At 62.5% G+C, this 24,813-nt stretch carries 27 protein-coding genes and 1 pseudogene; 10 read left to right on the top strand and 18 right to left on the bottom strand.

Translation table 11 applies throughout. The features are described 5' to 3' along the window. Positions 1 to 52: 52 nt before the first annotated feature. The gene (locus FJ979_RS10215) at positions 53 to 1,186 is read right to left on the bottom strand and encodes a site-specific DNA-methyltransferase (protein ID WP_140558191.1); all 1,134 of its coding nucleotides are present in this window, start codon (positions 1,184 to 1,186) and stop codon (positions 53 to 55) included. A gap of 165 nt (positions 1,187 to 1,351) precedes the next feature. On the opposite strand from FJ979_RS10215, the gene FJ979_RS10210 reads away from it, so the two are divergent. Next, positions 1,352 to 2,041, top strand: coding sequence for an HAD family phosphatase (locus FJ979_RS10210; protein ID WP_140558193.1), 690 nt, complete (start codon positions 1,352 to 1,354; stop codon positions 2,039 to 2,041). 35 nt (positions 2,042 to 2,076) lie between these two features. On the opposite strand, the gene FJ979_RS10205 is transcribed toward FJ979_RS10210, so the two are convergent. Then, the gene (locus tag FJ979_RS10205) at positions 2,077 to 2,802 is read right to left on the bottom strand and encodes a hypothetical protein (RefSeq protein ID WP_140494939.1); all 726 of its coding nucleotides are present in this window, start codon (positions 2,800 to 2,802) and stop codon (positions 2,077 to 2,079) included. 129 nt (positions 2,803 to 2,931) lie between these two features. On the opposite strand from FJ979_RS10205, the gene thrC reads away from it, so the two are divergent. From thrC to FJ979_RS10185, 4 genes are read left to right on the top strand one after another with little or no spacing between them, the layout of a single operon-like run. Beyond that, the gene (gene thrC / locus FJ979_RS10200) at positions 2,932 to 4,329 is read left to right on the top strand and encodes a threonine synthase (RefSeq protein ID WP_140580790.1); all 1,398 of its coding nucleotides are present in this window, start codon (positions 2,932 to 2,934) and stop codon (positions 4,327 to 4,329) included. A 14-nt stretch (positions 4,330 to 4,343) separates the two neighbouring features. Next, positions 4,344 to 5,636, top strand: a complete 1,293-nt coding sequence (locus FJ979_RS10195; protein WP_140494943.1) for a pitrilysin family protein — start codon at positions 4,344 to 4,346, stop codon at positions 5,634 to 5,636. A gap of 15 nt (positions 5,637 to 5,651) precedes the next feature. Further along, positions 5,652 to 6,248, top strand: coding sequence for a GNAT family protein (locus tag FJ979_RS10190; RefSeq protein WP_140520802.1), 597 nt, complete (start codon positions 5,652 to 5,654; stop codon positions 6,246 to 6,248). A 3-nt stretch (positions 6,249 to 6,251) separates the two neighbouring features. Then, positions 6,252 to 9,140 carry an EAL domain-containing protein gene (locus FJ979_RS10185; RefSeq protein WP_140514838.1) on the top strand — a complete coding sequence of 963 codons (2,889 nt, stop codon included), beginning with the start codon at positions 6,252 to 6,254 and terminating at the stop codon, positions 9,138 to 9,140. A gap of 22 nt (positions 9,141 to 9,162) precedes the next feature. On the opposite strand, the gene FJ979_RS10180 is transcribed toward FJ979_RS10185, so the two are convergent. Further along, positions 9,163 to 9,771 carry a YqgE/AlgH family protein gene (locus FJ979_RS10180; protein ID WP_140494949.1) on the bottom strand — a complete coding sequence of 203 codons (609 nt, stop codon included), beginning with the start codon at positions 9,769 to 9,771 and terminating at the stop codon, positions 9,163 to 9,165. 169 nt (positions 9,772 to 9,940) lie between these two features. Here FJ979_RS10180 and FJ979_RS10175 point away from each other — a divergent pair, with 169 nt between their 5' ends. From FJ979_RS10175 to FJ979_RS10165, 3 genes are all read left to right on the top strand, one after another. Beyond that, the gene (locus tag FJ979_RS10175) at positions 9,941 to 10,747 is read left to right on the top strand and encodes a protein-disulfide reductase DsbD domain-containing protein (RefSeq protein ID WP_140559385.1); all 807 of its coding nucleotides are present in this window, start codon (positions 9,941 to 9,943) and stop codon (positions 10,745 to 10,747) included. 85 nt (positions 10,748 to 10,832) lie between these two features. Next, a complete protein-coding gene (locus FJ979_RS10170) occupies positions 10,833 to 11,315 on the top strand; it encodes a peroxiredoxin (protein ID WP_140514835.1) in 483 nt (160 codons plus the stop codon). 2 nt (positions 11,316 to 11,317) lie between these two features. Next, on the top strand, positions 11,318 to 11,797 hold the full coding sequence (locus tag FJ979_RS10165) for a DUF2938 domain-containing protein (RefSeq protein WP_140580789.1): 480 nt from the start codon (positions 11,318 to 11,320) through the stop codon (positions 11,795 to 11,797). A 4-nt stretch (positions 11,798 to 11,801) separates the two neighbouring features. Here the strand turns inward: FJ979_RS10165 and FJ979_RS10160 are convergent, their stop codons facing one another. From FJ979_RS10160 to coxB, 14 genes and pseudogenes are all read right to left on the bottom strand, one after another. After that, positions 11,802 to 12,113 carry a type II toxin-antitoxin system RelE/ParE family toxin gene (locus tag FJ979_RS10160; RefSeq protein ID WP_140580787.1) on the bottom strand — a complete coding sequence of 104 codons (312 nt, stop codon included), beginning with the start codon at positions 12,111 to 12,113 and terminating at the stop codon, positions 11,802 to 11,804. After that, a complete protein-coding gene (locus tag FJ979_RS10155; protein ID WP_140580963.1) occupies positions 12,103 to 12,384 on the bottom strand; it encodes a type II toxin-antitoxin system ParD family antitoxin in 282 nt (93 codons plus the stop codon). The genes FJ979_RS10160 and FJ979_RS10155 overlap by 11 nt, the downstream gene beginning before the upstream one ends. A 255-nt stretch (positions 12,385 to 12,639) precedes the next feature. Beyond that, positions 12,640 to 13,173 (bottom strand): ribonuclease HI, encoded by a 534-nt coding sequence (gene rnhA / locus FJ979_RS10145; RefSeq protein WP_140580785.1) that lies wholly within the window; start codon positions 13,171 to 13,173, stop codon positions 12,640 to 12,642. Beyond that, positions 13,170 to 14,132, bottom strand: a complete 963-nt coding sequence (locus tag FJ979_RS10140; RefSeq protein WP_140494958.1) for a homoserine kinase — start codon at positions 14,130 to 14,132, stop codon at positions 13,170 to 13,172. Before FJ979_RS10140 ends, rnhA begins: the two co-directional genes overlap by 4 nt. Before the next feature lie 5 nt (positions 14,133 to 14,137). Next, entirely contained in the window at positions 14,138 to 15,148 is a 1,011-nt protein-coding gene (gene ispH / locus FJ979_RS10135) for a 4-hydroxy-3-methylbut-2-enyl diphosphate reductase (RefSeq protein ID WP_140514830.1), read from the bottom strand. Positions 15,149 to 15,235: 87 nt separating this feature from the next. Further along, positions 15,236 to 15,988: an SURF1 family protein gene (locus tag FJ979_RS10130; protein WP_181167187.1), complete on the bottom strand. Its 753-nt coding sequence runs from the start codon at positions 15,986 to 15,988 to the stop codon at positions 15,236 to 15,238. Next, a complete protein-coding gene (locus FJ979_RS10125; RefSeq protein ID WP_140494962.1) occupies positions 15,985 to 16,371 on the bottom strand; it encodes a DUF983 domain-containing protein in 387 nt (128 codons plus the stop codon). Before FJ979_RS10125 ends, FJ979_RS10130 begins: the two co-directional genes overlap by 4 nt. 3 nt (positions 16,372 to 16,374) lie before the next feature. Continuing rightward, positions 16,375 to 16,559, bottom strand: a pseudogene (locus tag FJ979_RS32925) (hypothetical protein); the annotation flags it as partial. 77 nt (positions 16,560 to 16,636) lie between these two features. Further along, positions 16,637 to 17,515, bottom strand: a complete 879-nt coding sequence (locus tag FJ979_RS10115; protein ID WP_140494964.1) for a cytochrome c oxidase subunit 3 — start codon at positions 17,513 to 17,515, stop codon at positions 16,637 to 16,639. Position 17,516: 1 nt separating this feature from the next. Beyond that, on the bottom strand, positions 17,517 to 18,149 hold the full coding sequence (locus FJ979_RS10110; protein ID WP_140514826.1) for a cytochrome c oxidase assembly protein: 633 nt from the start codon (positions 18,147 to 18,149) through the stop codon (positions 17,517 to 17,519). Positions 18,150 to 18,157: 8 nt separating this feature from the next. Continuing rightward, entirely contained in the window at positions 18,158 to 18,319 is a 162-nt protein-coding gene (locus tag FJ979_RS10105) for a hypothetical protein (protein ID WP_140494968.1), read from the bottom strand. A gap of 2 nt (positions 18,320 to 18,321) precedes the next feature. Beyond that, positions 18,322 to 19,266 (bottom strand): heme o synthase, encoded by a 945-nt coding sequence (locus FJ979_RS10100; RefSeq protein WP_140494970.1) that lies wholly within the window; start codon positions 19,264 to 19,266, stop codon positions 18,322 to 18,324. Between the two features lie 72 nt (positions 19,267 to 19,338). Further along, complete coding sequence (ctaD, locus tag FJ979_RS10095) at positions 19,339 to 20,991, bottom strand: cytochrome c oxidase subunit I (protein ID WP_140494972.1); 1,653 nt, start codon at positions 20,989 to 20,991, stop codon at positions 19,339 to 19,341. A 38-nt stretch (positions 20,992 to 21,029) separates the two neighbouring features. Beyond that, positions 21,030 to 22,046 (bottom strand): cytochrome c oxidase subunit II, encoded by a 1,017-nt coding sequence (gene coxB / locus FJ979_RS10090; RefSeq protein ID WP_181167186.1) that lies wholly within the window; start codon positions 22,044 to 22,046, stop codon positions 21,030 to 21,032. Positions 22,047 to 22,304: 258 nt separating this feature from the next. Here coxB and FJ979_RS10085 point away from each other — a divergent pair, with 258 nt between their 5' ends. Beyond that, on the top strand, positions 22,305 to 22,850 hold the full coding sequence (locus tag FJ979_RS10085; protein WP_140494976.1) for an invasion associated locus B family protein: 546 nt from the start codon (positions 22,305 to 22,307) through the stop codon (positions 22,848 to 22,850). 164 nt (positions 22,851 to 23,014) lie between these two features. Further along, complete coding sequence (gene tldD / locus FJ979_RS10080) at positions 23,015 to 24,427, top strand: metalloprotease TldD (RefSeq protein ID WP_140580783.1); 1,413 nt, start codon at positions 23,015 to 23,017, stop codon at positions 24,425 to 24,427. A gap of 21 nt (positions 24,428 to 24,448) precedes the next feature. On the opposite strand, the gene FJ979_RS10075 is transcribed toward tldD, so the two are convergent. Further along, positions 24,449 to 24,733 (bottom strand): hypothetical protein, encoded by a 285-nt coding sequence (locus FJ979_RS10075; protein ID WP_140580781.1) that lies wholly within the window; start codon positions 24,731 to 24,733, stop codon positions 24,449 to 24,451. Positions 24,734 to 24,813: the final 80 nt, after the last annotated feature.

The raw sequence follows: 24,813 nt of genomic DNA, 5'->3' as shown, positions 1-24,813 counted from the left end.
AGTACTTCGTTGAGACTTTGAACCAACGCCAAAGCCGCGGCAATCGGCAGGGTCAGCCCCCTGCCCTTTCCATGCCGAGACGCGCGATGCGACGCAGTTCGTCGATCGGGGTCAGGCCGCCGCTGCGTTCATAGTGCCAGAAGGTCCAGCCGTTGCAGGCATCCAGGCCCTGAACTTCGGCGCCGATTTTGTGGATCGATCCGGCACTGTCGCCGATCGCCACCGTGCCATCGGCGCGAACCTTGGCCGCCCAGCGCTTCTTGGCGTCGTAGAGCGTAGCACCGGGCGTCACCAGCCCGGTGTCGATCAGGCTGACGAAGGCGACGCGAGGCTCGGCGCGCTTGCCAGTGAGCACGGTCAGGTCCGCGCCGTCGAGCGGCCGCACCGCGTCGATGCGTTCATTGGCGGCGTCGATATAGGCCTGCTCGCGCTCTATGCCGACAAAATGCCTGCCAAGGCGCTTGGCCACCGCGCCTGTCGTGCCGGAGCCGAAGAAGGGATCGAGCACGACGTCGCCCGGCTTGGTCGAGGCCATCATGATGCGGGCGAGCAGCGCCTCCGGCTTCTGCGTCGGGTGCAGTTTATCGCCATTGTCGTTCTTCAGCCGCTCGCCACCGGTGCAGATCGGGAACAGCCAGTCGGAACGCATCTGTATGTCGTCGTTCGACGCCTTCAACGCTTCGTAGTTGAAGGTATAGCCCTTGCCCTTCTGGTCGCGGGAGGCCCAGATCATCGTCTCATGCGCGTTCTGGAAGCGGCGACCGCGAAAATTCGGCATCGGATTGGTCTTGCGCCAGACGACGTCGTTGAGGATCCAGAAGCCGAGATCCTGCATCTTGGCGCCGACCCGGAAGATGTTGTGATAGGAGCCGATGACCCAGATGGTGCCGTTGGGCTTCAACACCCGGCGCGCGGCCAGCAGCCAGGCGCGCGTGAAGGCATCGTAGGCCTCGAAGCTCTCGAACCGGTCCCAGTCGTCGTCCACCGCATCGACCTTGGATTGGTCGGGCCGGTGCAGGTCGCCGTCGAGCTGCAGATTGTAGGGTGGATCGGCGAAGATGACGTCGATGCATTTTTCGGGCAGCCGGTCGAGCGCCGCGACGCAGTCGCCCTTCAGGATCGTGTCCAGCCATTCGGATTGCTGGGGAGCATGGGAAAGCTCGTCGACAAGACGCACGGCTGACATTTTTACACCCAAGGCACGCGTTACTGTTTACTCCCGGTTATGGTTACCGATCAGCGTAAATATTCGGTGAAGGGCAGCGATCGGACGCCGCCGGTTTGCGCCGACGTGCCCGTTGGTGTATGCCGCGCCGCCTGAAGCCTGCCCGTTCTCATTGCCCGGATCACCATGCCCCAGCCAGACCTTGTCATCTTCGATTGCGACGGCGTGCTCGTCGATTCCGAAATCATCGCCGCGCGCGTCGAGGCCGAGCTCCTGACCTTGTCCGGATACGAAATCTCGGCCGAGGAGATTGCCGAGACTTATGCGGGGCTGACGTTCAAGGACATTCTGATGCGGGTTGAGGAGAAGTCCAACATCCCGTTCCAGGTTTCGCTGATCGATCGCGCCGAAGAGCTGGTCGACCGGAAACTGCGCAGCGACGTTCGTGCCATCGAGGGCGTGCGCGAAGCGGTCGCCTCGGTGACGGCGCAACGTTGCATCTGCTCCAACTCACGCTCGGAGCGGATAGAATTCATGCTGGAGAAGGTGCATCTGCTGCCATTCTTTGCCGGGCGCATCTTCTCCGCGATGGAGACGCCGACCGGAAAAACCAAACCGGCTCCGGACGTGTTCCTGTTCGCCGCCGAAAAGCTCGGCGCCCATCCGGCAAACACTTTCGTCATCGAGGATTCCGTGCACGGCGTGACCGGCGCAAGGTCGGCAGGAATGCGTGTCATCGGGTTCACGGGCGCCGCCCATAGCTATCCCGGCCATGCCGATGCGCTGACGGAGGCGGGCGCCGAGACGGTGATCCGCCGCTGGGCGGATCTGAGCGGCACGCTGGCCGCCCTATCAGAATGGTCGGCGGACGTGTGAGCGTCCGCTAGGCCCCGACGAGCACCCCTGCGGATTTAGTTGGTCGCGGCGGCTTTCTTCCTGTTTTTCTTCGATTTGTCGGTCGCGGCCTTCGGCGCATTTTCATCATAGCCGGCATAGGCCTGATAGTCCTGCGCCGTCGGCGCCGGCACGACGATGTTGGAATCGGTGAAGACGAACTGCGTGGCGACCGAGGGGTCGGTAACCTGGACCTGATATTGGTGGATCTGCGAATAAAGCACCTCGGTGCCATGCATCACCGCGGTGCGGATCGGCATGGTGATGGTGCCGGGCGTGAATTTCGGCCCTGGCACGATCTTGCCGGCGACGGCGATCTTCATCGTCAGCTGTCCGTCGGCGCGGCTGCAATCGCGGGTCACGTCGCTGATCGAGGCCTGATAAATGACCCTCGCCGAATCGTCCGGCGGAGTAGCAGCGGCAGCATCGGCCGCAGCCTGGGCCGCGGCATCCTGCGCGGCGTCGCCGGTCTTCTTGAGCTTGGGCCTGGGCTTCCGGGCTTCGTTGGCGTAGGTGTTGAAGAATGCCGTGCCGTCGCGAAGCATCACCCTCGGGCAATAGGCATTCAACTGGCTGGCCAAAATCTTGGGGTCCTGCGGCGGCGGTGGCGCGGTCGGGTCCTTCTTGCCAAAACCCAGGTTCAGCATACCGTTGTCGCCTGATTGGCAGCCGGCGGCGGCAAGCATAAAGCCGGTGAGCGCAAGACCCGCGAAAAAGCGACCGCTGAATGTATGAAACGCCATGAAACTGCACTTCCCTCTCGCAAAGCTGGTGACGTATATCAACCGCGCGGCAAAAATGCGACTGAGCCAGCGTAGAAATTAACCACCTTGCGTGGGTCGAAAACCCAAGGCAGTAACGGAATTGTGACGATGCAATATGTGAGTACCCGCGGCGAGGCGCCCGCGCTTGGGTTTTGCGATGCCGTCCTGACAGGCCTGGCACGCGACGGCGGGCTCTATGTGCCGCGCCAGTGGCCGCAATTCTCGATGGCCGAGATCCGCGCCATGCGCGGCCTGGCCTATCCCGAACTGGCCATCCGGGTGCTGTCGCCGTTCCTTGGCGACGAAATCCCGGCCCCCGTGTTCGAGCGCCTGGTGCGGGAGGCCTATGCCACCTTCCGCCACGAGGCTGTCTGCCCGCTGGTCCAGACCGGCCCCAACGCTTTTGTCCTCGAACTCTTCCATGGACCTACGCTCGCCTTCAAGGACGTGGCGATGCAGTTGCTCGCCCGGCTGATGGACCATGTGCTCGCCGAACGCAACCAGAATGCCACCATCGTCGGCGCCACATCGGGCGACACCGGCGGAGCAGCGATAGACGCCTTCGCCGGGCGCAGCCGCACCGACATCTTCATTCTCTTCCCGCATGGCCGCGTGTCGCCGGTGCAGCAACGGCAGATGACGACATCGAAGGCTGAGAACGTGCATGCCCTGGCGATCGAAGGCAATTTCGACGATTGCCAGGGCATGCTCAAGGACATGTTCAACGATCACGGCTTTCGCGACCGTGTCTCGCTGTCGGGGGTGAATTCGATCAACTGGGCCCGCATCATGGCCCAGATCGTCTATTATTTCTCCTCGGCCCTGTCGCTCGGCGCGCCCGATCGCCCCGTCTCCTTCACCGTGCCCACAGGGAATTTCGGCGATATCTTTGCCGGTTACGCCGCCAAAAAAATGGGCCTGCCGATCGATCGGCTGGTCATCGCCACCAACGACAACGACATACTGGCACGCACTTTCGCGACCGGCGAATACCGCACCAAGGGCGTGTTCGCGACCACCTCGCCTTCCATGGACATCCAGGTGTCGTCGAATTTCGAGCGCCTGCTGTTTGAGGCGTCGGGCCGCGACCCGGCGACCGTGCGGCGCTACATGGCCGGGCTCAAACAATCCGGCGCCTTCACCATAGAAGCCGCGGAAATCGCGGGGATGCGGGCCGAATTCGATGCCGGCCGCGCAGCTATGGACGAGGTCGCCGCGACGATACGCTCGACGCTCGCGGCTAGCAACTACCTGCTTGATCCGCATACCGCGGCAGCCGTGCATGTCGCGGCCGGCAAGGCTTCGAATGCCGTGCCGATGGTGGTGCTGGGCACTGCGCACCCAGCAAAATTCCCGGCCGCCGTCGAGGCCGCCAGCGGCGTGTCACCCGCACTGCCCGCATGGCTAGGTGGATTGATGACATCGGAGGAAAAATACACGGTACTTCCATCCGACCTGAAAATGGTGGAAGATTACGTCAGCCGCCGTGCGCGAGCGGCGCGTTAAGGAGTACGAACCATATGGGTGTTGAGGTAAGCCGTCTGTCGAACGGCCTGACAGTCGCCACCGAAACCCTTCCAAGCATCGAATCGGTTGCCCTGGGTGCCTGGGTCAAGTCGGGTGCCCGCAATGAGCGTGATGAAGAGCATGGCATGGCCCATCTGCTCGAGCACATGGCGTTCAAGGGCACAAAGCGGCGAACAGCCTTCGAGATCGCCTCGGAAATCGAGGACGTCGGCGGCGAGATCAACGCCGCCACCAGCGTCGAGACCACATCCTACTATGCCAGGGTGCTCTCCGACGACGTGCCGCTGGCCGTCGACATTCTTGCCGACATCCTGCAGGAATCGGAATTCGATCCGCAGGAGCTCGAACGCGAGCAACACGTGATCCTGCAGGAAATCGGCGCCGCGCACGACACGCCCGATGACATCGTGTTCGACCGGTTCACCGAGACCGCCTTTCGCCACCAGACCATCGGCCGCTCGATTCTGGGCACGCCGGAGACCGTCAAATCCTTTACCTCGAAGCAATTGCACGATTTCATCGAGCGCCAATACGGCGCCGAACGCATGGTGATCGTGGCCGCCGGCGACATCAAGCACGACAATTTCGTGCGCGAGGTGGAAAAGCAGCTCGGCGGTTTCCGCACCAAGGCCGACAACACCATCCCGCAATATGCGCAATATGTTGGCGGCGATTTCCGCGAGGACCGCGACCTGATGGACGCGCAGATCGTGCTGGGCTTCGAAGGCCGCGCCTACCATGTGCGCGATTTCTACGCCTCGCAGGTGCTGTCGATGATCCTCGGCGGCGGCATGTCGTCCAGGCTGTTCCAGGAAGTCCGCGAAAAGCGTGGCCTGTGCTATTCGGTCTATGCCTTCCACTGGGGCTTTTCCGACACCGGCATATTCGGCGTCCATGCCGCGACCGGGCAGAGCGACATCGCCGAACTGGTGCCCGTCATCATCGAGGAATTGCAGAAGGCCGGCGAGAACATCCTGCAGGAAGAGCTCGACCGGGCGCGCGCGCAATACCGCGCAGGTCTGATCATGTCGGCGGAAAGCCCGGCCAGCCGCGCCTCGCAGATCGCGAGACAGCTGCTCTTGTTCGGCCGGCCGATCGCCAAGGAGGAACTGATGGAGCGGCTGTCGGCGCTGACGGTCGATCGTTTGACCGACCTGTCGTCACGGCTGTTCTCGACCAAACCGACGCTTACCGCTGTAGGGCCCGTGGGTACGCTGGCGCCATACGAAGCGATCCTCGATTCGCTTCCGGGCACGCCCACCACGGCCCGCAAGCTCGCCGTCTAAGCCCGCACAAGCGCCGTGTTCGCGCTCCCTTTCTTTCGCCGCGACCTGCCGGCACTGAAGGGCGACCGCGTGACGCTGCGCGTGCCGTTCACCAATGACTACCGGGAGTGGTCGGCGGTGCGCGGCGAGAGCCGGGCCTTTCTAGAACCATGGGAGCCGCGCTGGGCGCCGGACGAGCTTGACCGGGCGGCATGGCGGCTGCGCATCAGCCGTTACCGCGAGGACTATGCGCAAGGGACGGCGATCGCCTTCTTCATATTCGAGAAATCGAGCGGCAGGTTGGCTGGCGGAATTACGCTCGGCAACATACGCCACGGGGTCTCGCAAAGCGGGCATGTCGGCTACTGGATCGGCGAGCGCTTCGGCGGCCGTGGCCTGATGACCGACGCCGTCAAGGTCGTGACCCGCTTCGCCTTCGATACGCTGAGGTTGCACCGGATCGAAGCGGCCTGTATTCCCGACAATATCAGGTCGATCCGTGTGCTTGAAAAAGCCGGATTCCGGCGCGAAGGACTTCTGCGATCCTACCTCAGGATCAATGGCATCTGGCAGGACCACTACCTCTACGCCCGGATCGCGGACGATCCGCCAGGCGCTGGAACGAAGGACTGATTTTTGACGAAATTCCTGCGCAACGGGCCGCTGTTCGCCTTTGTCCTCGCGACGATCCTGACGCTGTGCGCGGCGTCCTCGGCCTTTGCCGTCGAACCGATCAAGATCGCTCGCGACGATGTCGCGCTCGATCTGTCCGGCGCCGTGGAAATTTACCGGAACCAGGGCGAAAACTTCCAGGTTTCAACCGCGCCCGGACCCGACGGCATCGTGCGACGCATCGAGGTCGAGGCCAATGACGCCCGTTCCACCGGCGACTGGGCCGTGTTCGCGCTTGCCAATACCACCGACCAGCAGCTCGACCGGCTGATCGTGGCGCCGCATTTCCGACTGGTCAATTCCGGCATCTTCTGGCCGGATCTCGGCTCGACCCGTATCGCCGCCATCACGCCCAGCGAAGGCTTTGCGCTCGACCGCCAGAGCAGCCCGGACGCCGACGTCTTCCGGGTGACGCTGAACCCGGGGACGGTGATCACCTTCATCGCCGAACTCGCCTCGCCCAAGCTGCCGCAGGTCTATCTCTGGGACCCGGAATCCTACAAGGACTCAGTCAATTCCTACACGCTGTTCCGCGGCATCGTCATCGGCATCGCCGGGCTTCTCGCGCTGTTCCTGACCATCCTGTTCGTGGTCAAGGGAACCTCCATGTTCCCTGCGACCGCAGCACTCGCCTGGGCCGTGCTTGCCTATATCTGCGTCGATTTCGGCTTCCTCAACAAGATCATCGAGATATCGCCCGGCAACGAGCAGATGTGGCGGGCGGGAACGGAGGTGGCCCTGGCGGCGACCTTCGTGGTGTTCCTGTTCGCCTATCTCAACCTCAACCGATGGCACGGCCATTTCAGCTATGGGGCGCTGGTCTGGATCCTCGGGCTGCTCTTGATCGCCGGCGTCGCCATCGTCGACCCGGCGGTCGCCGCGGGCATCGCCAGGCTGTCCTTCGCCGCCACCGCGCTGACCGGGCTCGGCCTGATCATCTTCCTCGGCATACGCGGCTATGACCGTGCCATCATGCTGGTGCCCAGTTGGGTGATGGTGCTGTTGTGGCTATGCGGATCGTGGATGGCGATAACCGGCATGCTCGACAACGACATCGCCCAGCCGGCGCTTGGCGGCGGTCTGATCCTCATCATCCTGCTGATCGGCTTCACCGTCATGCAGCATGCCTTTGCCGGCGGCGCGCTGCACCAGGGCCTGTTCTCCGACCTCGAGCGGCAGGCGCTGGCGGTGGCCGGCTCGGGCGACACGGTGTGGGACTGGGACGTGCTGCGCGACCGCGTCGTCACCAAGCCCGACGTCAGCATCCAGCTCGGCCTCGCCCCTAACAGCCTGGGGGGTGCAGCCCGCAACTGGCTGCCGGTGCTGCATGTCGATGACCGCGACACGTTCCGCACCACGCTCGACGTGGTGCTCGAGCACCGTCGCGGCAAGGTGGCGCAGAACTTCCGGTTGCGCGGCGCCGACGGCCACTATCACTGGTTTGCGCTGCGCGCGCGCCCGGTTATCGGATCGGACGGTGAGGTCATCCGCTGTGTCGGCACCATGGTTGACGTCACCGAGCAGAAAAAATCCGAGGAGAGGCTGCTGCACGACGCGGTGCACGACAACCTCACCGGCCTGCCCAATCGCGAATTGTTCATGAACCGGCTCGAGGCGATCATCTCGATCGCACGGACCGAAGAGAAGGTGCGCCCGACCGTCTTCGTCATCGACATCGACCGCTTCAAGCAGGTCAATGACGGGCTCGGCATCTCGGCCGGCGACACCATCCTGCTCACCATCGCGCGACGCCTGCACCGGCTCTTGAAGCCGAAGGACTCGCTGTCACGCTTCGCCGGCGACCAGTTCGCCTTGATGCTGCTTTCCGAGCAGGACCCGGCCCGCATCGCGGCGGTGGCGGACGCCATCAAGCATGCCATCAACGCCCCGATCACCTTTGCCAAGCGCGAGATCGTGCTGACCGCCTCGATCGGGCTGATCACCTGGACCTCGGCGCAGACCTCGGCCGAGGACATGGTCAAGGACGCCGAGCTTGCCATGCATCAGGCCAAACGCTTCGGCGGCGACAGGATCGAACCGTTCCGCCCGGCCTTCCGCACCGTCGGCACCGATCGGCTGCAGTTCGAATCCGACCTGCGCCGTGCCATCGAACGGCGCGAATTCACGCTTGCCTACCAGCCGATCGTTCGGCTGGAAGACGGCAGCGTCGCCGGCTTCGAGGCATTGCTTCGCTGGGACCATCCGCGCCGCGGCATGATCCCGCCGGCGGATTTCATTCCGGTCGCCGAAAGCTGCGGGCTGATCGTACAGCTTGGGCTGTTCGCCATGCAGCAAGCCGCCGAGGATCTGGCGGCATGGCAAAAGCAGATCGGCGACGCGCCGCTGTCGGTTTCGGTCAACCTTTCCAGCCGCCAGCTCATCCGCCGCGACCTGGTCAGCGACGTCCGCTCCGTGATTGCGCGAGCCAATCTGAAGCCGCGCTGCTTCCGGCTCGAGCTCACGGAATCGCTGGTTATGGACAATCCCGAGCAGACTGCCCATGTGCTGACCAAGCTGAAGCAGCTCGGCATCGGCCTGTCGCTGGACGATTTCGGTACCGGCTATTCTTCGCTGGCCTACCTGACGCGCTTTCCCTTCGACACGATCAAGATCGACAAGAGTTTCGTGGACGACAGCACGCCCAAACGCGCCGTGCTGCTCAAATCCATGGTCAGCATGGCGCATGAGCTCGGCCTGTCGGTGGTCGCCGAAGGCATTTCGGACGAGCGCGACGCGCTGGAGCTGCGCCAGATGGGCTGCGAATATGTGCAGAGCTTCATGTTCGGCGCCCCGATGCCCGGGGATCAGGTGCTGAAGACGCTGAAGGAACAGTATCCGCTGACGCAGGCGTAGTTGGCTTTCACGCCGCTGGAGCTCAGGCGTGGCCGGCCGCTACACTCAAATGCGCGAGGTCGATGCCGATCGAGGCGAGAATCCGGTCGTATTTGCGCTCGATGTCGGTATCGAACAGAAGCTCCGGAGTGGCCGGACAAGTCAGCCAGCCGTTTTCGGCTATCTCGGTTTCCAACTGGCCGGCGCCCCAACCCGAATAGCCCAGCGCCATCAGCGCGTGACGGGGTCCCCGGCCCGACGATATGGCGCGCAATATGTCGACGGTCGCGGTCAGGCAGACATCGTCGGAAACGGTCAACGAAGACTCCACCCGGTAATCGCCCGTATGCAGCACGAAGCCGCGGCTTCGGTCGACGGGCCCGCCATTGCGAACGACGAAATCACGGGTACGGGCGGGCAACCGGATCGCCTCGTGCTCGTTCATGATGCCAAGTTGCACCAAAAGGTCCGGAAAGAGCATCTGCTGCGTCTGGTTGATGATCAGGCCCATCGCGCCCTCATCGCTGTGGGCGCAGATATAGATGACCGAGCGCGTGAAACGGTCGTCCTTCATGCCAGGCATGGCAATGAGGAACTGATCGTCGAGAAAGCCGCTGCCGGCGGCCGTCTTCTTGTGGCGCAACAAGTCCATGATCAGAGGGTAACGCGTTTCCCGGGCGCCGAAAAGATGTACCGCGCCGGTTTTCGACCAAGCCCGTGCCGCAGGCCGATCATTACCTGCGGCAAAGGTCACGCAAATATGATACCGGCAAGCCCATGAAATCATTGCACGGCCATGAACGGACGATCAAATCATCACCATGCAAAGCTTGAAAATCCTGTTGCTCGGCGCCGTTATCGGATCGGCAATCACACTCCCAGCCGCGGCCTCTTCGTCCGCCTGGTACAACAGCGAAGGCGGCAAGGTACGGCTGGTGACGAGCGGCAAGCCCGACGATGCCGGCCGCATCCGGGGCGTTCTCGACATAGCGCTCAAGCCTGGCTGGAAGACTTATTGGCGCGACCCGGGCGACGCGGGCGTGCCGCCGCAACTCGATATCTCGGCCAGCACCAACATTTCCGATGCCAGCCTTTCCTTCCCGGCGCCGAAGCGTCATGACGACGGCTACGGCAAATGGGCGGGCTACGACTATCCGGTCTCGCTGCCGGTGACGTTCACGCTGTCGGCCGCGAAGGATCCGTCCGTCATCGACGCCGACATTTTCCTCGGCATTTGCGAGACGATATGCATCCCTGTGCAGACGCGGCTGACCGTCGACCCCGGCTCCGACCCGGACAATGCCGAGGACGCGGAGCTGGTCAAGGCGAGCTTCGCCGCCTTGCCCGCGCCGGCAAGATCCGACTTCGGCATCAACGTGCTGCCGGGCGACCATGAAACGCTGGTTGTGGAGGCGAGCTTTCCCGGCGATCCGGAAGCGGCTGACTTCTTCGTTGCAGGAGACCGCGATTACATGTTCGGTTCGCCGGCCCGCAGCCAGAAGAACGGCAAGCTGGTCTTCACCGTGCCGATCCTCGACCGGCCATCGACGACCCCCACGGATGGCGGACTTCACTATACACTGACGAGTTCGGCAGGCGCGGTCGAAGGGCTCTTGCCTTTCCCTTGATCCAGCCCTCCGCGATGGTTGCGGGAAACCGCATAGTTCGCTACCCAAGGCTACGTCCTTCCCCATTCTCCCAAGCGAGGAACTCATGACCATTTCTGCTGGCGACAGACTGCCCGATACGACGTTCAAGACGATGACTGCCGACGGTCCCAAGCCGATCACGACGGCCGAGATTTTTGCGGGAAAGAAGGTCGTGCTGTTTGCCGTGCCTGGCGCCTTCACGCCGACCTGCAGCAACAATCATTTGCCGGGCTACCTGGAGAACCGCGACGCCATCCTGGCGCGCGGTGTCGATACGGTCGCCGTGGTTTCGGTCAACGACGTCCATGTCATGGGCGCCTGGGCACGCTTCACCGGCGGTGAAGGCAAGATCCTGTTCCTCGCCGACGGCAATGGCGACTTCGCCAAGGCGATCGGCCTCGACGCCGACTTCTCCGGCGGAGGCATGGGTCTTCGGTCGAAGCGGTTTTCAATGATCGTCGATGACGGCAAGGTCACCGCCCTCAATGTCGAGACCAAGCCCGGCGTCGATGAATCCGGCGCCGCCAAGATCCTCGAACTGCTCTGACCATGACGTTCGACATCGTCTGGCGTAGCGTGGCGATCGGCGTCGGCGCCACGCTGCTGATGGATATCTGGGCCTTTCTTCTCTACAAGATGTTCGGTCAAGCACGGCCGAACTGGGCCCCCGTTGGCCGCTGGGTCTGGCATTTACGGAAAAAAGTCTTTCACGACGATATTGGCGATGCGACGCCCTATGTACACGAATCGGCTTTGGGCTGGGCCTTTCACTATTTTGTCGGCATCGTCTACGGCATCATCCTTGTCGTGGTGGCCGGAGCGGGCTGGCTTGTCGCGCCGACTTTCCTGCCGGCTTTCATCCTCGGCATGGTCACGGTCGGCGCCGGCTGGTTCCTGCTGGCGCCCGGCATGGGCGCGGGCTGGGCAGCGTCGAAGCGGCCCAACCCGATGAAGGTACGGGCGCTGAACCTGGTGTCACACACCGTGTTCGCCCTCGGGCTTTGGGGCACGGCGCTGTTGATCCGCTGAATGGCTAAAACAAGCGGTTCAAATCTCGCCGCCCATCAACAACCCGGACGATTTCAACCTGCTCAACAGGGCCATCGTCGGTGTCCGGAATCGTTTCGTAGAGCAGTAAAAACGGCGTCTCCACCAGCATTCGTGCGGACGACCTGATGTCCAGTCGTCTAACTCCCATGCGCGGCTGGTCTGCCAGCTGCATGGCTCGCGCTTCCAGCCGATCATAATAACGATCGGCCGCCCGTATGTTTTCGCTGCCGATCACCATGTAGATGTCGATGAGGTCCGCTCTAGCTGCGGGTGACCAGACTAGCCTAACGGCCATTCAGCGAGACGTCCGTCAGCTTTCGCCGAGCTTCCTTTCGCAGCTCGTCGAAATCCACAGGCTCGGGTCTTCCGCTTGCCTTGCCTTCATCCCACAGCTGTCTCAGCCGTTGGATATCGTCATGCCGCAGTTCACGTTTGGCCAGCCAATCTCGCACTGCTTCCCGCACAATCTCGCTTGCAGTGGCATACTCGCCCGCTTCCACCGCCTCTCGCATGACGGCTGCCTGCTGCGGCGTCACCGCAATGCTCATTTTTTCCACGTTCGCCACGCCGGCTTCCTTCATTGCTCTTTGGTAGCAAATATTACTCCTATCCCGGAGCAACTGCAACGTTATGGGCTCTATGCGTACGCCCACTGGACGTTGGTCAAAGCAGCCAGCATTGCAATCGCTCTCGCGCGTCCAACATCGGACAGGCCCATCCCGGTACCGGAATCTTGGCGTCCACCTGAACCTGGGGATGCATCACATAGTGGAGGATCGGCACGATAGAGATCCAGTCTGGGAATGGTGCCGCCCCGGAATTCAATAGCTTTGGGTCGAGCGCCGCACCTTTACCATCGCCGGCTGCTTGGACTGCGCGACCGGCTTCGCTGGGGCAGCAACAAGCTTGACCGCGCCCTTCTTGAACGGCGCCATGCCCTCACGAGCAAGTTCGTCGGCGCGTTCGTTCTCGGTATGGCCGGCATGGCCCTTGACCCAGATCCAGGTGACCTTGTGACGCCGATTGGCTTCATCCAGCGCCTGCCAGAGCTCACCATTCTTGACCGGCTTCTTGTCGGCGGTCTTCCAGCCGTTCTTCTTCCAGCCATGGATCCACTTTGAAATGCCGTCCATGACATATTTGCTGTCGGTGTGAAGATCGACCGTGCAAGGTTCCTTGAGCGCGTTCAGCGCCGAGATGGCGGCAAGCAATTCCATGCGGTTGTTGGTCGTCTCGGCCTCGCCACCCGATAGTTCCTTGGTGGCGCCGTTGAAGCGCAGGATCGCGCCCCAGCCGCCCGGGCCGGGATTGCCCGAACAGGCGCCATCGGTGAAGATCTCAACGTGTTTGCTCATGCCAGCCCATATTCCGAAGCAGATTTGATCGTCCGATGAAACCGCATTCTCCTGATGTATTCGGTCGGATCGCGTTTCATCACCAGCCCGCCATCGGGAACGGTCAGCCAGTCATACAGTCGGGTCAGCATGAAACGCAGCGCCGAGCCCCGTGCCAGCATCGGAAGTGCTGCCTTTTCCTGATTGCTCAGAGGCCGCACACCTTGGTAGCCGGCAAGCAACGCCTTGCCCTTGGTGAGATTGAAGGAAAAATCCTTCTCGAAGCACCAGGCGTTCAGGCATGTGGCGACGTCATAGGCGTAGAGGTCGTTGCAAGCGAAATAAAAATCAATCAAGCCGGAGAGCTTCTCGCCGAGAAAGAACACATTGTCCGGGAAAAGATCGGCATGGATGATGCCTTCCGGGAGACCCTTCGGCCAATTCCGCTCGAAGTCGGCGAAGTCGGCGTCGACTTCGGCCGCAAGGCCCGGCTCGACCTCATCGGCACGGTCGCGAGCTGCCGACCAGAGCTTGCGCCAGCCGTCGATGGCGAGCGCATTGGGGCGGGTCATCGGAAAGTCGGCACCGGCCAGATGCAGGGAGGCCAGCGCCTTGCCGACCTCGGCGCAATGGATCGATGTCGGCCGCCGGAGCGAGAGACCCTCGAGGAAAGTGATGATGACGGCCGGCCGGCCCGCCAGCGTGCCGATGACGCTGCCGTCATGCGCGGTTACCGGCAGCGGGCAGGACACGCCCTTTTTGGCGAGATGGCCCATCAACCCGAGGAAAAACGGCAGATCCGCCTTTTCGACCCGTCTTTCATAGAGCGTCAGGATGTAGGAGCCGCTGGAGGTGTGCAGCAAAAAATTCGAGTTCTCGGTGCCCTCCGCGATCCCCTTGTAGGAGAGGAGATCGCCGACTGGGTAGTGCTTCAGGAATGCGCCGAGTTCGCCTTCCGCAACGTCGGTGTAGACCGCCATGTGCCTTACGGCGCCCCGTTGACGAAAGCCATGTCGGCCGCCGTCAGTTCGACATCGCGCAGTACCCGCATGACGGGAAAATCCTCCGTTTCGGTGGCCGTGATGGCCAGGTCGATCGTGACATCGAAGCGCTGGCGGAATGCATCGATGATCTCGTCGACGATGATCTCCGGGGCGGATGCCCCCGCCGACAGACCGAGCGTCGAGATGTCTCCGATGTCGTCCCACGGAATCTCGGCGGCGCGCTGCACGAGAAGCGACATGGTGGCGCCGGCACGCTCAGCCACTTCGACAAGACGCCGCGAATTGGAGGAATTGGGCGCGCCGACGATCAGGTAGAGATCGGCGCCAGCGGCGGTATCCTTGACCGCTTCCTGGCGGTTCGTGGTGGCATAGCAGATCGATTCCGCCGCCGGCGCCTGCAAATCGGGAAATCGGTCCTGCAGCGCGCGGATGATGCCGGCCGTGTCCTCGACCGATAGCGTGGTCTGGGTGACGAAGCCGAGCGCCTTCGGGTCCGTCGGCGCAAGCCTCGCGGCATCGGCTTCGGTCTCGATCAGCGTTACCGCGCCCTCCGGCAATTGTCCCATCGTGCCGATGACCTCGGGGTGTCCGGCATGGCCGATCAGGAGCACGTGGCGGCCGAGCCGCTGGTGGCGCATCGCCTGCTTGTGGACCTTGGAGACCAGCGGACAGGTGGCGTCGAGATAGAACAAATTGCGCGCCTGGGCATCCGCCGGTACCGACTTCGGCACGCCATGCGCGGAAAAGACGACCGGCGACTGCCGATGTTCGGCCGGAATCTCGGAAAGTTCCTCGATGAAGACGGCGCCAAGGCTTTGCAGACCCTCGACGACATAGCGGTTGTGCACGATCTCGTGGCGGACATAGACCGGCGCGCCATATTTCTTCAGCGCCAGCACGACGATCTGGATAGCACGGTCGACGCCGGCGCAAAAACCGCGCGGCTGGCAGAGGCGGATCGTCAGAGGAGGCTTTGTCTTGGTCTGAAGCATGAATCCGGGCCGTTTGATCAGAGCCGAAATGAGGTGCCTACCCCCGTCCTGTCAAGGGCGATGGCCCTTCAAGCGGGTCGGTCGCGCTCATTCCTCTTTCGCTGGCCTGCGAAGCCGCAGGATGAGAACGGCGGCAAGTGCCGCGGCAAGCCCATACCAGGTCATAGCATATTGCAGATGGCTGTTCGGCAGGTCGATGATGGTGACACCGCCGATGGGCAAACCGCCCGGATTCGGCGTCTTGTTGGCGTCGATGAAGATTGGCACCAGCTTGGCGCTCGCCGGCAAGCCAGCGCTCGCCGCCATCACGTCACGGTCCTTCCAGTAAAAGATGTTCTTCGCCACGTCGTTGTCGGGAAGCATCATCGACGGCTTTGCCGGCAGCGGATTGCGAGCGAGGCCGGTGACCGTGACCTTGCCCGCGACCTGTCCCTTGGCGCGCTTGGCGGCATCCTTCAGATCGTATGGCACGAAACCGCGATTGATCAGGACGAAGCGGCCATCGTCGAGGGCCAGCGGCGTGTAGACGTTGAAGCCGGCTTCGCCTTCCCATGTTGCGTAGAAATGCCGCTCGCCGGAATGCAGGAACGTGCCGGTCACCGTCACCGGCGTGTAGTCGACGTCCCCAGTCGAGGCGAATTGTTTCTCCACCTCGGCCAGCGGGAGCGGCGGCGAGTGGGTGCGCTGGTCGATGGTCTGGATAAGACCTTCCTTCCAGTGCAGGCGCTGGACCTGCCAGGTGCCGAGCGCCAGCAGGATCAGGAGCAGGACGAGGCCAATGCCGAGCAGCAATACCGATCCTGGCCGCGAACGACCGCCCTTGGCGGACATGTCGGTCATTCGCCGCGATCCAGCCGGCCCTCGGCCGCCTTGTTGCGGTACTGCAGGGTAAGCAGCACCCCCTTGATCAGCCGGAGCGCCGTCAGGCACAGCACCAGCGCCAGCGGGATCCAGACCAGCAGATGCAGCCAGAGCGGCGGGCTCAGCGTCACTTCGACCCAGAGCGCCAGGCCGACGATGATGAAGCCGATGATCAGGATGACGAAAACCGCGGGCCCGTCGCCGGCATCGGCATAGGAATAATCAAGACCGCAATTGGTGCAGCGTTTGCCTACGGTGAGAAAGCCGGAAAACAGCCGCCCCTCGCCGCAGCGCGGGCAGCGTCCATGCAAGCCCGCCGAAATCGGGTCGATCGGAGGCCAGATCGCCTTGTCGTCGCTCATTGCTTACCGCTCAATCCTGATGGGTATTCCATCGACCACCACTGCCCAGACTTCGTCCATGCCGGAGTCCGTAACGGCAATGCCGCCGTCGGTCCAGCCGACCAATTGAAGCAGCCGCCGAATCCGTTCGGCTGGCCGTGGATCATGATCATGCCGCCGGCATCGACACTGCGCGCCCTCGCAACCGCCCGGATCGCATTGCACCGAAAAGAAGAAGGGCGGCCACGTTGCCGCAGCCGCCCCTTCAAAAATCATCAGACCGGTATCAATGGGCTTCGATTACCGCGCCGACCGATCCCCAGACATAAATCGAGGCGAACAAGAACAGCCAGACCACGTCGACGAAATGCCAGTACCATGCGGCAGCCTCGAAACCGAAATGCTGCTTGGGCGTGAAATCGCCCTTCATGGCCCGGATCAGGCAGACGGCCAAGAAGATGGTGCCGATGATGACATGGAAGCCGTGGAAGCCGGTCGCCATGAAGAAGGTGGCGCCATAGATGGAATCCTTGAAGGCGAACGGAGCATGCATGTACTCGTAGGCCTGCACCATGGTAAACAGCATGCCGAGGCCGACGGTCAGCACCAGCCCGTTGATCAGGCCCTTGCGATCACCGTGGATAAGGGAGTGGTGCGCCCAGGTGACCGTGGTGCCCGACAACAGCAGGATCACGGTGTTGTAGAGCGGCAGATGGAAAGGATCGAGAACCTCCATGCCCTTCGGCGGCCAGACGCCGCCGGTGAACGCGGTGCGGGCATATTGATGGGCTTCGCTCGGAAACAGGCTGGCATCGAAATAGGCCCAGAACCACGCGACGAAGAACATCACCTCGGAGGCGATGAACATGATCATGCCATAGCGCAGATGCAACGACACGACCCGCGTATGATGGCCCTCATGCGCTTCCTTGATCGTGTCCGACCACCAGGCGAACATGGTGTAGAGGACGATCGCGAGGCCGATGAAGAACAGCCACGGATTGGCGATGTTGAAGCCGAAGATCGGGAACGAGCCGCCCTTCAGGTATTCCATGAGGCAAACGCCGCCAAAGGCGGTGACGAGCGCCCCTATCGATCCCAGGAAAGGCCACGGGCTCGGGTCGACGAGATGATAGTCGTGATGTTTTGCGTGCGCGTCTGCCATATCAACCCCCGAGATTTCCTTCGGTATTTGAAATTGTCTTGCTGTTGCCCTGGACCGGCTCCGACGATGCGACCGGCTTGTTCTTCTCGACCGGAAACATCGTGTAGGACAGGGTGATCGTCTTCACGTCCTTCAGTTCCGGCACGTTGACGATATCGGGGTCCACGTAGAACAGGACCGGCATGTCAAGCGTTTCGCCGGGCTTCAGCGTGGTGTCGGTGAAGCAGAAGCATTCGACCTTGTTGAAATAGGGACCCGCCAGTTCAGGCTGGACATTGAAGGTGGCGCGGCCGGTGATGGGGCGATCGAACTTGTTGGTCGCCTGATAGTGCGCCTGCACCGTCTCGCCGATCTTCATGGTCATCGAGCGCTGGACCGGCTGGAAATCCCACGGCACGCCGGCGATATTGGCATCGAAGCGGACGGTGATCTCGCGATCGAGCACGCGGCCGGCATACTGCTTCTCGACGCGTTGCGTCGTGCCGCCATAGCCTGTCGCCTGGCAGAACATCTTGTACAGCGGCACCGCGGCATAGGCCATGCCGATCATGCCGGTGAAGAAGGCAAGGCAGACGGCCGCAACAAGGCGGTTGCTGTTGTGCCCGGCCGGTTTGGCGCTCGTGTCGACACCCATCTCCCGCCTCACATCGTGCCAGAGAGGTTATGACCGAACTTCACGATCGTCGCGATATAGAAGATAACGACCAGCACGGCCAAGGCTACGCCGATGGCGACCGAGCGGTTGCGCCGGGCCTTCCGCTGGCGTTCGGTCAAGGTGACCGTTTCGAGCTTGTCTTCGATCATGCTCATGCTCCACCCACCGCAAGTGCACGTTCGACGACGCTGTCGGCGAGATAGACGGCGAAGATGGCGAAGAGATAGAGCAGCGAATAGCCGAACAACGCCTTGGCTGGCTTCATCGCGCGATCGTCGTCGGACATGCCAAGCACTTTCCACGCATACCAGACAAAGCCGAGCCCGAGCAGCAGGGCAGCCACGCCATAGAACGGCGTGGTGTAGCCAAGCAGCCACGGCAGCACACCGACCGGGGCCAGCACCAGAGCATAGGCGAAGATCTGACGGCGGGTCGACGCCGGGCCGGCGACATTGGGCATCATCGGGATGCCGGCGCGTTCATAATCCTGCGACTTGAACAGCGCCAGCGCCCAGAAATGCGGCGGCGTCCACAGGAAGATGATGAGGAACAGGACGACGCTCTCCAGGCTGACCGTGCCGGTCACCGCGGCCCAGCCGATCACGGGCGGAATGGCGCCGGCAGCACCGCCGATGACGATGTTCTGCGGCGTCCAGCGCTTCAGCCACATTGTGTAGACGACGGCATAGAAGAAGATGGTGAAGGCCAGCAGCGCCGCCGACAGCCAGTTGACCAGCACGCCGAGCGTCATCACCGACAAAACCGAAAGCACCAACCCAAAGCTCAACGCCTCGTGGGGCTGGATGCGGCCGGCCGGCACCGGGCGGGTGGCGGTGCGTGTCATCACCGCGTCGATATCGGCATCGTACCACATATTGAGCGCGCCGGAGGCACCAGCCCCGATGGCAATAGCCAGGATCGCGATCACCGCCAGCAGCGGATTGATGGTCACGGGTGCCGCGACCAGTCCGACAAAGGCGGTGAACACCACCAGCGACATGACGCGCGGCTTCAGGAGGGCGAAGAAATCACCCGCCGTCGCTTCCGACATGCGGAAGCCCGCTTCGTCAATGCTGGTTTCGTCGACAAGGGCCATGCGTACTCAAATCCATATTCCGTTTGGCCGAAACCGCCGGCAGGCCGGCGGTTTCGATTCCGGGCTGCCGCCTTATTTGATCTTCGGCAGCTGCTCCCATTGGTGGAACGGCGGCGGCGACGGCAGCTGCCATTCCAGCGTCGTTGCGCCCTCGCCCCATGGATTGGCGCCAGCGATCCGCTTCTTCTGGAAGGCTTCGAACACGCCATAGAGGAAGATCACCACGCCGACGGCCGAAATGTACGAACCGTAGGACGACACCATGTTCCAGCCCGCAAACGCGTCCGGATAGTCGATGGTGCGGCGCGGCATGCCGGCAAGGCCGAGGAAGTGCTGCGGGAAGAAGACAAGGTTGACGCCGACGAACATGACCCAGAAATGGGTGTTGGCGATGACGGGCGAATACATGTAGCCGGTCATCTTCGGGAACCAGTAGTACCAGCCGGCGAAGATGGCGAACACCGCCCCCAGCGACAGCACGTAATGGAAGTGCGCGATCACGAAATAGGTGTCGTGCAGCGACCGGTCGAGACCGGCATTGGCCAGCTGAACCCCGGTAACACCACCGATCGTGAACAGGAAGATGAAGCCCAGCGCCCACAGCATCGGCGGCTTGAACGATATCGATCCGCCCCACATCGTCGCGATCCAGGAGAAGATCTTCACGCCCGTCGGCACCGCGATGACCATGGTGGCGAAGACGAAGTAGCGCTGCGTGTCGAGCGACAGGCCGGTCGTGTACATGTGGTGCGCCCAGACGATGAAGCCGACCGCGCCGATCGCGACCATGGCGTAGGCCATGCCGAGATAGCCGAACACCGGCTTGCGCGAGAAGGTGGAGACGATATGGCTGATGATGCCGAAGCCCGGCAGGATCAGGATATACACTTCCGGATGGCCGAAGAACCAGAACAGGTGCTGGAACAGCAGCGGATCGCCGCCGCCATCGGGAGCGAAAAAGGTCGTGCCGAAATTGCGGTCGGTAAGCAGCATGGTGATGCCGCCGGCAAGGACCGGAAGCGACAACAGCAGCAGGAATGCGGTGACCAGCACCGACCAAGCAAACAGCGGCATCTTGTGCAGCGTCATGCCTGGCGCGCGCATGTTGAAGATGGTGGTGATGAAGTTGATGGCACCCAGGATCGAGGACGCGCCGGCGATGTGGATCGACAGGATCGCCAGATCCATGGCCGGACCGGGCTGACCGGAGGTCGAAAGCGGCGGATAGAGCGTCCAGCCGCCGCCGACGCCGTAGGCGCCAGGCGCGCTCGGCACGAACATCGAGATAAGCAGCAGGATGAAAGCCGGCGGCAGCAGCCAGAACGAGATGTTGTTCATGCGCGGGAACGCCATGTCCGGGGCGCCGATCATGATGGGCACCATCCAGTTGGCAAAACCGCCGATCAGGGCCGGCATGACCATGAAGAAGATCATGATCAGCGCGTGCGCCGTGGCGAAGGCGTTGTACATGCTCTTGCCGCCGTCGATCGCGGCGTCACCGTTCATGCCGTAGACCATCTGCGCCAGACCGCTGAAGATCTGGATGCCAGGCTCCTGCAACTCCATGCGGATGGCGACCGACAGCGCGCCGCCGATGATGCCGGCCATGATCGCGAAGATCAGGTAGAGCGTACCGATGTCCTTGTGGTTGGTCGAATAAACCCAGCGCACCCAACCATGATAAGGCTTGTGGTCGTGCCCGTCGTGAGCTGCAGCGTCTGCCATGTTCCGCTCCGTTCCCTAAATCTTGCTAACCCGCGGCATCAGTTGCCGGCGGCCGCTACCTTGTTCTGGCCATCGACCTCGGCCATCAGCGTCTTGTTGGCGCCGGGCAGATCGGTCTTGGCCGCAGCCAGCCAGGTCTTGAACTGCGCGTCGGAGACGACGCGGATGGCGATCGGCATGAAGGCATGGTCCTTGCCGCAGAGCTGCGAGCACTGGCCGTAGTAGAGGCCTTCCTTCTCCGCCTTGAACCAGGTCTCGTTGGTGCGGCCGGGAATGGCATCGATCTTGATGCCGAAGGACGGCATGGCGAAGGAATGGATCACGTCGGTCGCGGTGACGAGCACCCGGGTCATCGTGTGGACGGGCACCACCATCTCGTTGTCGACGGCAAGCAGGCGCGGATAGACCTTGCGATCTTCCTTGCCGGCGGCGGCACGGTCGCCATCCTGGAGGATCGCCGAGTTGAACGAGAGCGTGTTGTCGGTCTGGTATTCGTAATCCCAGTTCCACTGGTTGCCCGTCGCCTTGACGGTGAGCTTAGCTTCTTCCGGCGGCGTGTACTGCGCGGTCAAGAGCTGGAACGACGGGATCGCGAGGCAGAGCAGGACGACGACGGGACCGACAGTCCAGATCACCTCGATCAGCGTGTTGTGGCTGGTCTTGGACGGAACCGGGTTGGCGCTCGCGCGGAATTTCACGATGCAGTAGATCAGAAGGACCAATACCAGGGCGGTGATCGGGATGATGAACCACATCGTGTAGTTTCCGAACCACTCGATCTGGCGCATCATGTCGGTTGCCGGCGCCTGGAAGGTCGTCTCCCACTCGACGGGCTGATCGGCATGGGCGGCCGTGCCGGCGAAAAACGTGGTAACGGCACAAGCGCTTAGAAACTTGGCACTTGCTGGAAGCTTGGCGTTTGCCAGGAAATTTCTCATCGCCCTCTTCGTCTCCCAGTTCCTCGCGGCTGTGTCCACGAGAATAACGAACAATGCCGGGACGGGAATCCCGACTGTCTCAAGCTGGTTCAAACCATACTCTTTTTCCCTCCGCAAGAAAGGAGCGGAGGAAACCGTGCGGCATTTTTGCGCGCAAGCCGGAATGCATCTTTGAAGGCGGCGGTCGCGATGGCGAATCGGCTATGTTCAACGGATCGGCTGCTTGCTGCCGGCCGGCGCGCCTGGCGTCGTAATTCTGGCGAAATTGGCTAGGAAAAGCGCCGCATTGGCATTTTCGTGGCGGCTCGGCCGCTGTCTCGTCCTTTACTTGGCTTTGGCGCGGCTTAAAGTGCCGTGATTCGCAATGGAGCCGTCATGAACTCTTGGCTGTCGGGATTTGGGCTTTCGAGCCCCTTGGCGAAGGTCATCTTTCTCGCCGCCTTGTCCGTCGCCGGCTTGTCGGCCGCCGGCCAGGCCAACGCGGCCCAGCCGAGCGGCACGGTGCGCTCGACCCATGGCGCGTGGTCGATCATCTGCGACACGCCGGCCGGCGCCACGTCCGAACAATGCGTGATGATGCAGAACGTCGTCGCCGAGGACCGCCCAGAGATGGGACTGTCGGTCGTCGTGCTGCGCACCGCCGACAACAAGGCGGAGATCCTGCGCGTGCTGGCGCCGCTCGGTGTGCTCTTGCCCAACGGGCTCGGCCTCAATGTCGACGGCAAGGATATCGGCCGCGCCTATTTCGTGCGCTGCTTCCAGGACGGCTGCTACGCCGAGGTCATCCTCGAGAAGCCGCTGCTCGATACGCTGAAGACCGGCACGTCGGCCACCTTCATCGTCTTCCAGACGCCGGAAGAAGGCATCGGCATCCCGGTGGACCTCAAGGGTTTTGCCGACGGATTTGCAGCCCTGCCGTAGACTCCCGCGCCTCGACCCGGGAGCTGCCGATCAACGATAGGTTTTCCGGACCTGGGATAGATCCGGGACGCCGCCGCCCTGCATTTGAATGCCGATTGGCGATTGTCTGGGCGCAGCTTCGCGCCTACATCCCGGATATAACCATTCATCCACGGACATACGCCATGAACAGCCTTATCGGCCAATTCGATATTTCCGACGATCGCGTCAAGGAGATCGTCGCAGAGACCATCAACGGCGCCGACGATGGCGAGTTGTTCGTCGAATACAGCGAGAGCGAAGCGCTGGTGTTCGACAACGGTCGCCTGAAGACGGCCAATTTCAACACCGACCAGGGTTTCGGCCTACGCGCGGTTGCCGGCGAAGCCAGCGGCTATGCCCACTCCAGCGACCTGTCCGAGGCTTCGCTGCGACGCGCGGCTGACGCCGTCTCGACCGTCAAGGGCGGCTATTCCGGAACGCTTGCCGCCGCGCCCGCCCGCACCAACCGCCATCTCTATGGCGATGAGAACCCGATCCCCTCCCCTTCCTTCGAGGCCAAGGCGAAGCTGTTGCAGGAAATCGACGCCTGGCTGCGCGCCGAGGATCCGCGCGTGCGCCAGGTCTCGGCGTCGCTGACCTCGTCCTGGCAGCATGTCGAGATCGTGCGCGCCGACGGCCAGGTGGTGCGCGACATCCGGCCGCTGGTCAGGGTGAACGTGTCGGTGGTGGTCGGCGACGGCGATCGCCAGGAAAGCGGCTCCTACGGCATGGGTGGACGCAAGGCGTTCGGCGACTTCCTCGTCGAGGACAGCTGGAAGCACGCCGCCAAGGAGGCGCTGCGCCAGGCGCTGGTCAATCTCGAAGCCGTACCGGCGCCGGCCGGCACGTTCGACATCGTGCTCTCCAGCGGCTGGCCCGGCGTCATGCTGCACGAGGCCGTCGGCCACGGGCTGGAAGGCGACTTCAACCGCAAGAAAACTTCGGCTTTCGCCGGCCTGATGGGCCAGCAGGTGGCGGCAACGGGCGTCACCGTCGTCGATGACGGCACGATCGCCGAGCGGCGCGGGTCACTCACCGTCGACGATGAAGGCACGCCTTCGGCGCGCAACGTGCTGATCGAGGACGGCAAGCTGGTCGGTTACATGCAGGATCGCCAGAACGCCCGGCTGATGGGCATGCGGGCCACCGGCAACGGAAGGCGCGAGGGCTACGCGCACCAGCCGATGCCGCGCATGACCAACACCTACATGACATCGGGCGACATGGAGCCGGACGAGATCATCGCCTCGGTCAGGAACGGCATCTATGCCGTCTCCTTCGGCGGCGGCCAGGTCGACATCACCTCCGGAAAGTTCGTGTTCGGCTGCACCGAAGCCTACATGATCGAGAACGGCAAGGTGACGCAGCCGATCAAGGGCGCAATGCTGATCGGTAACGGGCCCGACGCCATGCACCGCGTTTCGATGATCGGCAATGACATGAAGCTCGACAACGGCATCGGCATGTGCGGCAAGGCTGGACAGGGCGTGCCGGTCGGCGTCGGCCAGCCGCACCTCAGAATGGACCAGATGACGGTCGGCGGCACAAGGGTTTGAAGCCGCCTCGTGGCCAGTCTGCTAGGTCTTGCTCACAGACCGGCGCGACGTGGCATACAGGATCAGGAAGCCGATAACGCCGCCGATCGCGTACTGGGTCCATGCACTCAGGTAGTCGACGGTCCCATCATGGCCCGAGACATAGAGCGCAACGCCGACAAACGTCATGACCGCGACGCCAAGCGCATAGGATGGCACCAGCCCCACACGCGTGAATTTTCTCAAGATCCAAGCGAGCACCGCACCGGTGAGCGCCATGATGAGAGCCGAACCAAAAATCTCGGCAACAAAACCTGGTGAAATCATCTTCTCCCCCTATCCCAATTTGGATTATGCCTTTTTGAGGGGCAGATTCAACCGCAGTGGCGATGATCCACAACTTTAGC

The sequence above is a fragment of the Mesorhizobium sp. B1-1-6 genome, assembly GCF_006443035.1.
Classification (GTDB): Bacteria; Pseudomonadota; Alphaproteobacteria; order Rhizobiales; family Rhizobiaceae; genus Mesorhizobium.
Note: the sequence above shows the minus strand (reverse complement) of the source record. Positions and strands in the feature narration are given on the sequence as shown.